At 70.5% G+C, this 13118-nt stretch carries 17 protein-coding genes; 12 read left to right on the top strand and 5 right to left on the bottom strand.

Annotated elements, in window-relative coordinates:
- Nucleotides 1–28 precede the first annotated feature (28 nt).
- Entirely contained in the window at nt 29–1408 is a 1380-nt protein-coding gene (locus ABEB12_RS40050) for an FAD-linked oxidase C-terminal domain-containing protein (protein WP_185060704.1), read from the bottom strand.
- Complete coding sequence (locus tag ABEB12_RS40055) at nt 1405–1908, bottom strand: OsmC family protein (RefSeq protein WP_185060705.1); 504 nt, start codon at nt 1906–1908, stop codon at nt 1405–1407. The genes ABEB12_RS40050 and ABEB12_RS40055 overlap by 4 nt, the downstream gene beginning before the upstream one ends.
- Nucleotides 1909–2001: 93 nt before the next feature.
- On the opposite strand from ABEB12_RS40055, the gene ABEB12_RS40060 reads away from it, so the two are divergent.
- The 8 genes from ABEB12_RS40060 to ABEB12_RS40095 all read left to right on the top strand — a co-directional run bounded on the left by ABEB12_RS40060 (nt 2002) and on the right by ABEB12_RS40095 (nt 7382).
- Nucleotides 2002–2616 (top strand): CDP-alcohol phosphatidyltransferase family protein, encoded by a 615-nt coding sequence (locus tag ABEB12_RS40060; protein WP_185061374.1) that lies wholly within the window; start codon nt 2002–2004, stop codon nt 2614–2616.
- Nucleotides 2613–3002 (top strand): glycine cleavage system protein GcvH, encoded by a 390-nt coding sequence (gcvH, locus tag ABEB12_RS40065; RefSeq protein ID WP_185060706.1) that lies wholly within the window; start codon nt 2613–2615, stop codon nt 3000–3002. The genes ABEB12_RS40060 and gcvH overlap by 4 nt, the downstream gene beginning before the upstream one ends.
- Before the next feature lie 83 nt (nt 3003–3085).
- Nucleotides 3086–3553: a glycogen accumulation regulator GarA gene (gene garA, locus ABEB12_RS40070; protein ID WP_185060707.1), complete on the top strand. Its 468-nt coding sequence runs from the start codon at nt 3086–3088 to the stop codon at nt 3551–3553.
- Complete coding sequence (ftsR, locus tag ABEB12_RS40075; protein WP_185060708.1) at nt 3550–4272, top strand: transcriptional regulator FtsR; 723 nt, start codon at nt 3550–3552, stop codon at nt 4270–4272. Before garA ends, ftsR begins: the two co-directional genes overlap by 4 nt.
- 163 nt (nt 4273–4435) lie before the next feature.
- Entirely contained in the window at nt 4436–4909 is a 474-nt protein-coding gene (locus ABEB12_RS40080; RefSeq protein WP_028921066.1) for a bifunctional nuclease family protein, read from the top strand.
- A gap of 66 nt (nt 4910–4975) precedes the next feature.
- Nucleotides 4976–5557: a MerR family transcriptional regulator gene (locus tag ABEB12_RS40085; protein ID WP_185060709.1), complete on the top strand. Its 582-nt coding sequence runs from the start codon at nt 4976–4978 to the stop codon at nt 5555–5557.
- A gap of 125 nt (nt 5558–5682) precedes the next feature.
- Nucleotides 5683–6639, top strand: coding sequence for a hypothetical protein (locus ABEB12_RS40090; RefSeq protein WP_185060710.1), 957 nt, complete (start codon nt 5683–5685; stop codon nt 6637–6639).
- 11 nt (nt 6640–6650) lie between these two features.
- Nucleotides 6651–7382: an oxygen-binding di-iron domain-containing protein gene (locus tag ABEB12_RS40095; RefSeq protein WP_185060711.1), complete on the top strand. Its 732-nt coding sequence runs from the start codon at nt 6651–6653 to the stop codon at nt 7380–7382.
- A gap of 23 nt (nt 7383–7405) precedes the next feature.
- On the opposite strand, the gene ABEB12_RS40100 is transcribed toward ABEB12_RS40095, so the two are convergent.
- Together ABEB12_RS40100 and ABEB12_RS40105 are read right to left on the bottom strand one after the other, a co-directional pair.
- Nucleotides 7406–8224 carry a TIGR03619 family F420-dependent LLM class oxidoreductase gene (locus ABEB12_RS40100; protein WP_185060712.1) on the bottom strand — a complete coding sequence of 273 codons (819 nt, stop codon included), beginning with the start codon at nt 8222–8224 and terminating at the stop codon, nt 7406–7408.
- Nucleotide 8225: 1 nt separating this feature from the next.
- The gene (locus ABEB12_RS40105; RefSeq protein ID WP_185060713.1) at nt 8226–8999 is read right to left on the bottom strand and encodes an alpha/beta fold hydrolase; all 774 of its coding nucleotides are present in this window, start codon (nt 8997–8999) and stop codon (nt 8226–8228) included.
- A gap of 58 nt (nt 9000–9057) precedes the next feature.
- Here ABEB12_RS40105 and ABEB12_RS40110 point away from each other — a divergent pair, with 58 nt between their 5' ends.
- The 4 genes from ABEB12_RS40110 to ABEB12_RS40125 all read left to right on the top strand — a co-directional run bounded on the left by ABEB12_RS40110 (nt 9058) and on the right by ABEB12_RS40125 (nt 12250).
- On the top strand, nt 9058–9399 hold the full coding sequence (locus ABEB12_RS40110; RefSeq protein WP_185060714.1) for a MerR family transcriptional regulator: 342 nt from the start codon (nt 9058–9060) through the stop codon (nt 9397–9399).
- A 10-nt stretch (nt 9400–9409) separates the two neighbouring features.
- Entirely contained in the window at nt 9410–10081 is a 672-nt protein-coding gene (locus tag ABEB12_RS40115) for a dihydrofolate reductase family protein (protein WP_185060715.1), read from the top strand.
- Nucleotides 10082–10112: 31 nt separating this feature from the next.
- Nucleotides 10113–10649 (top strand): Uma2 family endonuclease, encoded by a 537-nt coding sequence (locus ABEB12_RS40120; RefSeq protein ID WP_185060716.1) that lies wholly within the window; start codon nt 10113–10115, stop codon nt 10647–10649.
- A gap of 98 nt (nt 10650–10747) precedes the next feature.
- Complete coding sequence (locus ABEB12_RS40125) at nt 10748–12250, top strand: Nramp family divalent metal transporter (RefSeq protein WP_185060717.1); 1503 nt, start codon at nt 10748–10750, stop codon at nt 12248–12250.
- Here the strand turns inward: ABEB12_RS40125 and ABEB12_RS40130 are convergent.
- Nucleotides 12240–13103, bottom strand: coding sequence for a 3-methyladenine DNA glycosylase (locus tag ABEB12_RS40130; RefSeq protein ID WP_425572319.1), 864 nt, complete (start codon nt 13101–13103; stop codon nt 12240–12242). The two genes, ABEB12_RS40125 and ABEB12_RS40130, sit on opposite strands and share 11 nt — an antisense overlap.
- Between the last annotated feature and the right edge of the window lie 15 nt (nt 13104–13118).

The following is a 13118-nucleotide window of genomic DNA, read 5'->3' on the forward strand; positions in this document are numbered from 1 at the left end:
CGAGTAGCGCTATGGCGTTACTCGCCACTCACGGGCTGCGCAGCAGCACATCGGGGTTGAGAATGCCTTCGGGGTCGAAGGCGGCCTTGATCCTGCGCATCAGGGCGACCGTCGCCGGGTCGGTGAGCTCCAGGAAGTAGCGGGCCTTGGCCCGGCCGATGCCGTGTTCGCCGGAGATCAGGCCGCCCAGCTTCATGCTGGCCTCGAACAGCTCCCGCAGCAGCGCGGAGCGCACCTCGCCGTCGGCCTGGAACACCGCGAGGTGCACGTTCCCGTCGCCGGCGTGCCCGCAGCCGAGCACGTGCGAGCCGTGCCGCTTGGCGATCTCGGCGGTGATCCGTATGTACTCCGGGATGGTCGCGCGCGGGATCACCACGTCGATGATGTCGTTGGCCCCGGCCGCCTTGGCCGTCCAGAAGGCCTTCTCCCGGGCTTCCACCAGCTTGCGCGCCGCCGCCCCGGGCAGCACGTAGAGGTCCACCGCCCCGAGGCCGGTGAGCAGCTCACCCAGCTGCTCGGTGTCCTCGTCCAGCCGGTCCGCGTGCCGGCTGTCCAGCAGCACCAGCAGGTAGGCCTGCGCGGAGTCCCGGACCTCGGCGGGGATACCCAGCTCCAGCTGTTGCGTGTGGGTGATCGCGGCCATGGTGAAGGCGTCGATGTACTCCAGGATGACCGGCGCCAGCCCGCTGGCCACCACCTTCGGCACCACCCGCGCGACCTCGTCCACCGTGCGGAACGGGGCCAGCACGGTGGACTGGTGCGGGGGCCTGGGGTAGAGCCGCACGGTTGCCTCGGTGACCAGGGCCAGGGTGCCCTCGGAGCCGATGATCAGCTGGGTGAGGTCGTAACCGGAGCTGCTCTTGGTCAGCTTGCCGCCGGTGCGGATCACCTCCCCGGTGGGCAGGGCCGCCTCGAGGCCGAGCACCTGGGTGCGGGTCACCCCGTAGCGCACCGCGCGCATGCCGCCCGCGTTGGTGGCCACGTTCCCGCCCAGGCTGGCGCTCAGCTCGCCGGGGGAGACCGGGTACACCAGCCCGTGGGCGGCCGTCGCCTCGTCCAGCTGGCTCAGCGTCACGCCGGGCTGGACCACGGCGACGTGGTTCTCCGTGTCGATCTCCAGGATCCGGTTCATCCGCTCGAAGGAGACGAGCAGCCCGTCCGGGTGCGGCACGGCTGCCCCGGAAAGCCCGCTGCCGCTGCCCCGCGCGGTCACCGGCATCCGGTGCTCGGTGGCCAGGCGCAGGATCTGCGCCACCTCGGCCGCGTCGGCGGGGCGCACCACGGCGGCCGGCGGGCGGGCGGCGACGGTGAGCGCCTCGTCGTGGCCGTACTCGGGGGCGATCCGCTCACCGGTGAGCACGTGCTCGGCGCCGACCAGCTCCGCCAGGGCGGCCAGCGGCCGGTTCACCGCTGGACCCGCACCTCGGTCTGGGGCGCGGACCGGATGGTCTGCAGCACCACGCAGTACCGCTCGGTCAGCTTGATCAGCGTGGCCAGCTCGTCGTCGGTGGCCTGGGTGTCCAGGTCGAAGGCGAGCCGGATCTCCCGGAAGCCGACCGGCGCGTCCTTCGCCACGCCCAGCGTCCCCCGGAAGTCCAGGTCGCCCTCGGCGTGCACCTTGCCGGCCACGTCGATGCCGATCGAGGTGGCCACCGCGCGCATGGTCACCCCGGCGCACGCGACCAGGGCTTCCAGCAGCATGTCCCCGGAGCACAGCTGGGTGCCGTCGCCGCCGGTCGCCGGGTGCAGCCCCGCCTCGGCCAGCGCGGTCGCGGTGCGCACCCGACAGGCGACGCCGGTGCCGTCCAGCTCGCCGTCGGCGGTCAGCGTGACCACCGCCGATTCCGGTTCCTCCCGGTACCGGGCCTTGAGTGGAGCCTGGGCCTCCCTGAGCGTGTGCGCATCCATACCGTGAGTCTGCCCCAACCCCGGCCGGGTCCGCATCGGCTGTGGGACCCTTCCGGTGTGGATGCGGAGAGGGCCGAGGCGTCGGCACCGCCGGTGTCCGGAGGCCCCGATGTCACCGGGCGGGTGCTCACCGTGCCCAACGTGCTCAGCCTGCTCCGGCTGGCCGGCGTGCCGGTGTTCCTGTGGCTGCTGCTCGGCCCGCACTGGGACGGCCTGGCGGTGCTGGTGCTGGTGGTGAGCGGTCTCACCGACTGGCTGGACGGCAAGCTGGCCCGCTGGCTCAACCAGTACAGCCGACTGGGTGAACTGCTCGACCCCGCCGTCGACCGTCTCTACATCCTGGCGACGCTGGCCGCGTTCCTCATCCGGGACATCGTGCCGTGGTGGGTGGTCGCCGCACTGGTCGGCCGGGATCTGGTGCTGACGGTGTGCGTGGGACTGATGAGGCGGCGGGGCTATGGCCCGTTCCCGGTCACCTACCTGGGCAAAGCCGCCACTTTCAACCTGCTCTACGCGTTCCCGCTGCTGCTGTTCGCGCAGGGAACCTCCGAGCTGGCGACGGTGGCCAGGGCCTTCGGCTACGCGTTCACCGCCTGGGGCACCGCGCTATATCTGTGGTCGGGTGTCGTATACATCATCCAGTTTGCCCGCGCGATGCGCCCTCCGGTGGCGTCCCCGAGCGGGGGAACCGATAGGCTATCCGGGTGATCCCAGAGGACCTGCGATACACCGACGCTCACGAATGGGTCCGTGCCACGTCAGACGGCACGGTGCGGGTCGGAGTGACCGACTACGCCCAGCGTCAGCTCGGTGATGTGGTGTTCGTGCAGCTCCCTGAGATCGGTCAGCGAGTCGTCGTGGGCGTGGCGATCGGTGAGGTCGAGTCCACGAAGTCGGTTTCCGAACTGTTCTCGCCGGTCACCGGCGAGGTCGTGGGGGCCAACGATACGCTCGCCGACCAGCCCGAACTTGTGAACGCGGAACCATACGGCGACGGCTGGATGCTTGAGATTCGCCCCGATGAGCCGGCCCCCGGCAGCCTGGAAGGATTGCTCGACGCGTCCGCGTACCGCTCCCTGACCAACCAGTCCTGACCATTCGGCCGCGCGGTAGTTTGGGTTATACCCAGCACCGCCGATCGCGGCCCACCCGACACCGCGCAGGAGGAGACCCCGAGGTGACCAGCAGCAACGGGCCCGGTGTGCCACCAGAGCGTTCCCCCGAGACGACCTCGGTTTTCCGGGCCGACTTCCTCAGCGAGCACGAAGCCCCGGCGGCGGATCAACCCGTCTCCGGCATCGACGCCCTGCCTCCGGGGTCGGCACTGCTTGTGGTCAAACGTGGTCCCAACGCGGGTTCTCGCTTCCTGCTCGACCAGGCGACCACCAGCGCGGGGCGGCATCCGGACAGTGACATTTTCCTGGATGACGTCACCGTGTCACGGCGGCACGCCGAGTTCCGTCGGGATAGCGGAGATTTCGTGGTTGTGGATGTCGGGAGCCTGAACGGCACGTACGTGAACCGCGAGCCGGTGGACACCGCCGTGCTCGCCAATGGCGACGAGGTGCAGATCGGCAAGTTTCGGCTGGTCTTCCTGACCGGCCCGAGGGACGCCGGTCAGGGGGCCGCTCAGGGGCACGGGTGACCGCGCCGCAGTGGTCCCGGGGGCGTGGCGCCGAGGAGGGCCGGTGGAGCATCGGCGCGGTGCTCGACCGTCTGCGCGGCGAGTTCCCGGACGTGACCATTTCCAAGATCCGATTCTTAGAGTCCGAAGGCCTGGTCTCACCAGCTCGCAGCGCCTCCGGATACCGGCAGTTCTCCGGCGAGGACCTGGAGCGACTGCGGTTCGTGCTGGCCGCGCAGCGCGACCACTACCTGCCCCTGAAGGTCATCAAGCAGCAGCTCGACGAGCGCGACCAGGAGGCGTCCGGCGAGGCGCGCCCGCTGGTGGCCGTGCCGAGCGGTGCTCCGGACGCATCGGTGGCTCCCAGTAAAGTGCGACTGACCAGGGAAGACTTGCTCAGCGAGGCGGGTATCGACGTCGCCACGCTGGCCGCGTTGGAGCAGTACGGCATCGTGCGGCCCGGCCCCGCCGGGTTCTACGACACCGACGCGGTGGAGTTGGCCCGCACGGCCAGCGCGCTGACCGAGTTCGGGATCGAGCCGAGGCACCTGCGCGCGTTCCGGGCGGCCGCCGACCGGGAGACCGGTCTGCTGCAGCAGGTGGTCGGGCCGGTTGCCCGTCAGCGTGACCCGGACGCCGCCGCGCGCGCCGAGGATCTGCTGCGGGAGATGGCCGGGCTGTCCGTGCGGCTGCATGCCCTGCTGATCCGGGTGGGCCTGCGGGAGGGGCTGCCCCGGTGAATCGGTCCGGATACGCGGATCGCTTCGTCACGAAGCGCGCGAATGGCCGCGCGCCCGTGTAGCGTCTAAGTACCAGGGTCCACCGGATCCAAACCCGACAACAGAATTGCACGCAGGGGCGATCAGGTGGTGCGAGTCCCCGTCGGGGAGGGAGGCGAGACGCGTGAGCGAGATGCGCGTGGTGGGTGTGCGAGTTGAGCTACCCGCGAACCAACCGATTCTCTTGCTGCGGGAGACCAATGGAGACCGTTACCTGCCGATCTGGATCGGTTCGGTGGAGGCCACCGCGATCGCGCTGGAGCAGCAGGGGGTGAAACCGGCCCGCCCGCTGACCCACGACCTGTTGAAGGACGTGATCAAGTCGCTGGGCCGCCGGCTGGAGCAGGTTCGGATCACCGATCTGCAGGAGGGCACCTTCTTCGCCGAGCTCGTGTTCGACGGGGGCACCAGGGTGTCCGCCCGGCCGAGCGACTCGGTGGCGCTGGCGCTGCGGGTGGGGGTGCCGATCCACGCCGAGGAGAACGTCCTCTCCGAGGCGGGATTGATCATTCCGGACGAGCAGGAGGACGAGGTGGAGAAGTTCCGCGAGTTCCTCGACTCGGTCTCGCCGGAGGACTTTCGGGGTGCGCAACCCTGAAGCCGAACTCGAAGGTTGCCGCGCGTCGCGTTGACCACCTGGTGACCTCGGCTTACGGTCTCAGGTATGGATGAGGAGCAGCCCGGTCCCGACGCTGCGTCAGCTGCACAGGGCGAGCTCTTTCCCGACTCGGTTCTGGACGACGGCCTGCCCGATCAGCTGTCCGGATACCGGGGCCCAACCGCCTGTCAGGTTGTCGGGATCACCTACCGGCAGTTGGACTACTGGGCGCGCACCGGACTGGTCGTGCCGACGATCCGGAGCGCCAGCGGCTCGGGCAGCCAGCGGCTGTACTCGTTTAAGGACGTGCTGGTGCTGAAGGTGGTCAAGCGGCTGCTGGACGCCGGGGTGTCCCTGCAGAACATCCGGCTCGCGGTGGACCACCTGCGGGCGCGCGGCATCCGCGACCTGGCCGGGATCACCCTGCTCTCCGACGGCACCACGGTTTACGAGTGCGCCTCCCCCGAGGAGGTGGTCGACCTGCTGCAGGGCGGCCAGGGGGTGTTCGGCATCGCCATCGGCGGCGCCATGCGGGAGATCACCGGCACCATCCGGGAGTTTCCCGCCGAACGGGCCGACGGCATGATCGCCCCCGACTCGCCGACCGACGAGCTGAGCCGCCGCCGCAAGGCCAAACAAATCTCCTGATCGGGCGGACTCGTCGACATCGACGTGAGTCTGCCGGATTTCATGATCGAACCAGACTGTCGTCGGTCTCGATGAGATTCTCCGAAAGCCCACGGGCTCGGTAGGGCCTGGATCATGCTGTTCGGGTGTTCGACGAACCCTTCCGGGGCAGTGACGCTGTCCGGAGCGGGCTGCTGACCCGGAACCAGCTGTTCGGGCCGCGCTATCGGCGGCTCTACCCGGATGTTTACGTCCGTGCGGATCGCTTGCCCGACCTTGCGCTGCGTTCCCGGGCGGCCTTCGTGCTGGTCGCGGACCGGGGTGGGGCGCTCGCCGGGTACTCGGCCGCCGAACTACTGGGCGCGAGTTGTGCGCCCCGCGACGCGCCAGCGGAAGTCCTCGTCCCCAGGGACGTCCGCCCGCACCCAGGGTTGCTGGTCAGCCGGGGCAAGATCGAACCTGCGGACGTGACCAGCGCTGCCGGTTGCCGGGTTACTGCCGCCGAACGTACCGCGTGGGACCTGGCCCGCCGACCGCCGTTGGTCGAGGCCGTGGTCGCGGTCGATGCACTGGCGCGGGTCGGCGGGTTTTCGCCGGCCGTCCTGCTGGATCGCCGGAAGGCCGCGCCGCGTGCTCGTGGCGTCCGGCAGTTGGGTGAGGCGGTCGCGCTTGCCGATCCGGCGGCGGAGTCACCGATGGAGACTAGGTTGCGGGTCGCGCTCGTCCTGGGCCGGTTGCCGGCGCCGAAAGCCCAGCACGTGATCCGCGATGAGCACGGATTCCCGCTGGCCAGGGCCGATCTCGCCTATCCGGATGCGCGGCTGGACATCGAGTACGACGGGGCCAAGCACTACGACCGGCTCCAGCACCTGCGGGACCGTGATCGGGATTCGCTGCTGGCCATCCACGGCTGGGAAACCCTGCGGGTCGACGCGCACGGCATGGGCACCGGCATCTTGCGGACCGTTCAGGAGGTTCACCGGCTGCTCGTCCCGCGGGCGCCGGAGCGGTATGGCGGCATCGAGATCGACAGGAGTCTGGTGGATTTCATGATCGAATCAGACTCCGGTCGATTTCGTGGATTTGTCGGGGGACGGGGCTAAGGTTTTCGGGTATGACGCGGACCGACGAGATTGCGGATGGGATCTACCGGATTTCGACGCACGTTCCGGGTATCGGGCCGACCGGGTTCACCTTCAACCAGTTCCTGGTCGACGCGGAGCAGCCGTTGCTGTTCCACACCGGGCACCGCTCGATGTTTCCGCTGGTCACCGAACAGATCGAGCGGATCATGCCGGTGTCCCGGCTGCGCTGGATCACCTTCGGGCACATCGAGTCGGACGAGTGCGGCTCGATGAACGAGTTCCTGGCCGCCGCGCCGGAGGCCCAGGTGGCGCACGGCGAGCTGGGCTGCATGGTCTCGCTGAACGAAATGGCGGACCGGCCGCCGCGTCCGCTGGCCGACGGCGAGGTGCTCGACCTCGGCGGCAAGCGGGTGCGCCACCTGGACACCCCGCACGTCCCGCACGGTTGGGAGGCGCGGGTGCTCTACGAGGAGACCACCGGCGTGCTGTTCTGCGGCGACCTGTTCACACACGTCGGGGACGGCCCGGCGGTCACCGAGGATGACCTGGTCGACCACGCCGAGCAGGCCGAGGACATCTTCCGCGCCACCTGCCTCACCCCGACCACCGGGGCCACACTGCGCAAGTTGGCCGAGCTGCAACCCGGCACGCTGGCCGTGATGCACGGCTCCTCGTTCGCCGGGGACGGGCGATCCGCCCTGCTGCGGCTGGCCGACGGCTACGACGCCCGGCTCACCGCCGCACTGGCCGGCACCGGCTAGGCCCCGCGCCCCCGAGGCGTCGGTCAGCCGGAGCGCCGCCAGGCGTCGGCGAACCGGGTCATCCGTTCCGCCGCGCCGCCGTGGTCGCCGAACCACACGGCCACCGAGTCCGCGCCCGCCTCGGCCAGCCCGTGCGCCTGGCGCACCGCCGTCTCGGGGCCGGCTTGGTCGCCGGTCCAGGTGATCCGGCTGCCCACCCGGATCGGTCGGTCGGTCAGCCCGCGCAGGTGGGCCAGCCGGTCGCGGAACGCCGAGGCGGACAGGCCCACGCCCTGCCACTCGTCGGCCAGCGCGGCCACCCGGACCAGCGCCCGGTCGGTGACCCCGCCCACGGTGATCGGCACCGGCCGGTGCGGCACCGGCTGAAACACCCCGGCCTCGAACCCGTGGAACCGCCCGGCGAAGCTTCCGTCCCCGGCGAACAGGCGCCGGAGCAGGGCGATGGCCTCGTCGGTGCGCGCGCCCCGGGTGGCGAAGTCCGCGCCGACATTGTCGAACTCCACCCGGTCCCAGCCGATGCCCACGCCCAGGTTGACCCGGTCGCCGGACAGCCGGGCCAGCGTGGCCACCTGCTTGGCCACCACGAACGGGTTGCGCATGGGCAGTACCAGCACCGAGGTGCCCAGTCGCAGGTCGTTGGTCGCCGCCGCCAGGTAGGACAGCGTGACCAGCGGCTCGTACACCCCGCCGTAGGTGTCGCCGTACTCGCCGGGCGGCAGCAGGTGGTCGGGCAGCCAGGCGGTCCGGTAGCCGAGCCGCTCGGCCAGACCGGCCAGCTCGACCAGGGTCTTCGGCGGCATCGCCGGTGACTCGTTGGGCAGCACCACCTCGATCTCGGCCATCTCAGGCCGCCACCGAGGGCAGGAAGGACCGGATCGCGGCCAGCCACTCGACCGGCGCTTCCTCCCCGACCAGATGGCCGGCGTCGATCTCCACCAGGCGCGCGCCCGGGATGGCGCCGGCCAGCTCCCGGGACAGCGCCGGCGGGGCCAGCAGGTCCAGCGTGGCCGCGATGACCTGCGTGGGCACCCGGATGCCGGGCAGCTCGGCGCGGGTGTCCACCGAGTCGACCAGGTCCACCTGCTCCGGGCTGCCGGCCGGGATGAACTCGGCCAGCGCCGTGACCGCGTCCGACAGCTCGTCGGGGGTCCGTGCTTCGAGGTGCCGCTCGCCGGTGGCCACCAGGGTGAGGAAGCGGGCCAGCAGCGTGCGGTCGGCCTCCAGCAGTGCGCGCCACACATCCACGGCCAGGCGCATCCGGTTGTTCGGATGGGCAAAACCGGCGGTCAGCACCAGCCCGGTCACCCGGTCCGGATGCCGGGTGGCCGTGCGCACCGCCACCGCCGTACCCAGCGAGTAGCCCAGCACGGCGAAGCGGGCGAGGCCGGCCGCGTCCGCGGCGGCCACCAGTTCGTCGGCCAGCCGGTCCAGGGTGAGCGGGGTGGCGGAGCGCGGTGTGTCGCCGGAGCCGGGGTAGTCCACGCCGACCACGGTGTGCGTGCCGGCCAGGTCGTCGATGAGCGCACCGAAGTTGGCGGCCACGCCGCCACCGCCGCCGTGGGCGAGCAGCAGGCCGGGTCCGGTGCCCCGCACGGTGCGGGTGAAATGTTTGGTCACGCGGCGAGGTTAGGAGCTGACATTGATGTGAAGGTCAACCTTGGGTGAGCGAGGTCGCATGCTGATCGGAGAGCTGTCCCGCCGGACCGGGGTGAGCCCCCGGCTGCTGCGCTACTACGAGGAACGCGGCCTGCTCACCCCGGAGCGGGCCGGCAACAGCTACCGGGGCTACGGCGAGGACGCGGTGCCGGCCGTGGGGCGGATCCGTGCGCTGCTGGACGCCGGGCTGTCCACCGAGGTGATCAGGTCGCTGCTGCCCTGCGCCTACGGCGACCCGATGCGGCTGGAACCCTGCCCGGAGCTGCTGCGCACCCTGCACACCGAGGTTGCCGCGCTGGACGGCCGGATCGAGGCGCTCAACCGGGCCCGTGGGCTGCTCGCCGGTTATCTACCTGGGTAGCCTGTGGATCATGGCGCGCCCATATGTGCTGCTGTCGGCGGCGATGTCGGTGGACGGTTACCTCGACGACGCGAGCCCCGAGCGGCTGCTGCTCTCCTCTTCCGAGGACTTCGACGCGGTGGACGAGTTGCGGGCCGGCGTGGACGCGATCCTGGTCGGCGCTGGCACGCTGCGCGCGGACAACCCTCGGCTGCTGGTGCGCTCGGCGGAGCGGCGCCGGGCCCGGGTGGCGCGCGGGCTGCCCGAGTCGCCGGCCAAGGTGGTGATCTCCGGTTCCGGCGCGCTGGACCCGGAGGCCGCGTTCTTCACCGCCGGCCCGGCCGAGCGGCTGGTCTACCTGCCGACCCGTGCGGTGGAAGCCGCCGCCGAACGGTTGGCCGGGCGCGCCGAGGTGATCGGTGCCGGTGATCCGCTGGACGTGCACGCGTTGCTCGCCGACCTGGCTTCGCGGGGTGTTCGACGGCTGCTGGTGGAGGGCGGCGGCACAGTGCACACGCTGTTCCTCACCGCCGACGTGGTGGACGAGCTGCGCCTGGCCGTGGCCGGGTTCTTCGTGGGTGACCCGGCGGCGCCCCGGCTGGTCGGCCCGGGGAGGTTCCCCCAGTCGCCCGCCCGCCCGATGCGCCTGGTGAGCACCGAAAACGTCGGCGGCACCGCTGTGCTTCGGTTCCAGGTGGGTTGATCTCGGTTTTCGTTGCTCGCGAGGAGAAGCCGTGACAGAGCCGATTCACCGGTTCCCCGAGTTCTGGACCGAGGCTGACCTCGATGCGTTGCCCGAGAACGGACACCGTTACGAGATCCTGCACGGAGGAATGCACCTGAGCCCGCCTCGGAACGGACGCCACCAGAGGACCGGGCAAAGGCTGGTTCTGCGGTTGCTGTCGGCCGCGCCCGAGGGTTGGGAGGTGCTTCAAGACCTCGGAATTCGGGTGCCAGGTGGGATCTACGTTCCGGACGCAGTGGTGCTCAAGCCGAACGCGGACCTCGACGCGACCTGGCAGGACACCGAAAACGTGGCCCTTGTGGTCGAGGTCGCGTCACCTACCACGGACTTGCGTGACCGGACGGACAAAGCGGCGAAGTACGCCGAGGCGGGCATTCCGACGTACTGGCGAGTTGCCCGGGACGGCACGATCACCGTGCACGCGCTGGTGGACGAGGCCCAGTACGGCATCGTCAAGCCGGGGGAGACCTGGACGGCGGTCCTGCCCTTCTCGGTTGAACTGGACCCCGCCGCGTTGGTGGTCTGACCAGCACAATGTAACCCGAGTGTGATTGTGTTCACACTCGATCGGGCTCATTCTGGATACTGAATTCCGCATCGCCGGCACCAGTTCCGGAGGTCGTGATGACCGAGGCAGCCCCAGCGCAAACCGTTCCGCTCGGCGTCAGCCGGCCCGAGCTGCGGGTCACCGACCTGCCCACCCCGGAAGAGGTCTTCTCGGTCAGCCGGATCGGGCCGAAGGAACTGTTCATGTTCGCCATCGGGCCCAGCCTGATCGCGCTCGGCATCTCCATCGGCAGCGGGGAGTGGCTGCTCGGCCCGCAGGCGGTCGGCCAGTACGGCTTCGTCGGCGTCGGCTGGGTGATCGTGGTCTCCGCGCTGCTGCAGACGTTCTACAACGTGGAGTGCGCCCGCTACGTGATGGCCACCGGAGAGGTGCCGGTGGTCGGCTGGGGCCGGGTGCCGCCCGGACGGCTGCTGTGGATCCCGCTCTCGGTGTTCGTGGTGATCTTCGCGTTCATCGCCGGAGGTTGGGCGGCGTCCGCCGGGCAGGGGCTGTTCGCGCTGGTCAACGGCCGGGTGGCCACGGCGGCGGAGGCCCAGGCGACCCGCTGGTACGCGATCGGCCTGCTGGTCGTGGTCTTCCTCATCACGGCCGCCGCGCGCAAGATCAGCCGTGCGCTGGAGCTCTCCAACTGGGTGATGGTGGGCGCCATCCTCGGCGTGCTGCTGGTGGTGGATCTGATCGTGGTGCCGTGGAGCGTGTGGTGGGAGGGCATCCGGGGCTTCATCACCCCGGCCGCACCGCCGGCCGGCATCAGCGCCACCCAGCTCGGCGCGCTGGCCGGGTTCACCGCGCTCGCCTCCGGGCTGAACTGGTACGTGATGGGCCACTACCGGGACAAGGGCTACGGCATGGGCTACCGCGCCGGGTTCCTGTCCGGCATGCGCGGCGAGCGGCGGGAGCTGCTGGCATCCGGGGTGACCTTCCCGGACGACGAGGCCAACGCCGGCCGGTGGCGCCGCTGGTACCGGCTGCTCATGGTCGACATGTGGGGCGTGTTCTTCATTGGCGCGATGCTCGGCATGCTGCTGCCGACCATCCTGATGTCGCACGCCGTGGCGCTGTCCGGGCAGAAGCCGACCACCGCGAACGTGCCCACCTTCGTGGCCGGCGCGCTGCGCCCCGAGTACGGCACCGGGATGTTCTACCTGATGCTGGTGATGGGCGTGCTGATCCTGTTCAGCACCCAGCTGGGCATCTTCGAGGCCATGGTCCGGGTGGTCACCGACGCCACCCACGCCACCAGCCCCCGGATCCGTGCGCTCATCGAGGACGACCCGCGCCGGTTCTACTACCCGTTCATGCTGGTCCTGCTGGTGGTCATCGCGGTGATCCTGCACCTCGCGGTGCCGGTGGCGCTGGTGCAGTGGTCGGCCAACATGTCCAACCTGGGCGCCCTGATCTACCCGTTCCTGCTGCTGTACCTGAACAGCCGGCTGCCGAAGGCGGCGCGGCCGCGTTGGTGGCACAAGGTGATCCTGGTGCTCAACTTCCTGTTCTTCGGGTTCTTCTTCGTCAACTTCATCGCGGACACCTTCGGCGACCCGCTGGTCACGTTCTGACCGTCGCCACCTGCTCGGCCACCTCGATCAGCCGCTGGCGGAGCGGCTCGGCGCGGCGGGCGAACCCGGCCTGCTCCCTGGTGTACTCGGCGCGGCCGGCCGGCGTCTCGATCCGCACCGGTGAGTAGCCGAACTCGGCCAGGTCGTAGGGGCTGGCCCGCATGTCCAGCTCGCGCACCTCGACGGCCAGCTCGAAACAGTCCGCGACCAGCTCGGACGGCGTCGCCGGCGCCATCTTGTAGGCCCATTTGTAGAGGTCCATGGTGGCGTGCAGGCAACCGGGCTGCTCGTTGCGCAGCTGGTCCTCCCGGTTCGGCCACAGCGCGTTCAGCGGTCGCGCCGGCTCGGTGAAGAACCGGAACGCGTCGTGGTGGGTGCAGCGCAGCGGCATGGACTCCACCACCCGGTCCGTTTCGGTGGTGCCCAGCCGCAGGGGCAGCTGTTCGTGCCTGGGCCGGGGCTCCCGGTACACCATGGCCCATTCGTGCAGGCCGAAGCAGGTCAGCCGAGGCGGCCGGTCCCGGGTGGCGAGGAGCAGGTCCCGGATGAACCCGGCGCTGGCCGACCGGGACTCGGGCAGCCCGGCGGGGTCGAAGCGGACCCCTTCCGCGCACCGGCGGTAGCCGGGCACCTCGAGGAACTCCGCCGCGTCTCCGGCCAGCGCGACGCCGGTACCAGGGTGCCAGCGCTCCAACCGGCCGGGCCGGAACGAGTAGTAGGTGAACATGAAGTCCAGCACCGGGTGGGTCCGGCCGGCCCGGCGGCGCGTGCGGTGCGGCTCGGTCCAGCGGCGGACCCGGGCGAGGTGCGCCGACGACCGCACCCGCCAATCCCGCTCCGCCAAAACCCGCACGGGTATCAGATTCTA

This window comes from Actinospineispora eucalypti (assembly GCF_039543365.1).
GTDB classification, from domain to species: domain Bacteria; phylum Actinomycetota; class Actinomycetes; order Mycobacteriales; family Pseudonocardiaceae; genus Pseudonocardia; species Pseudonocardia eucalypti.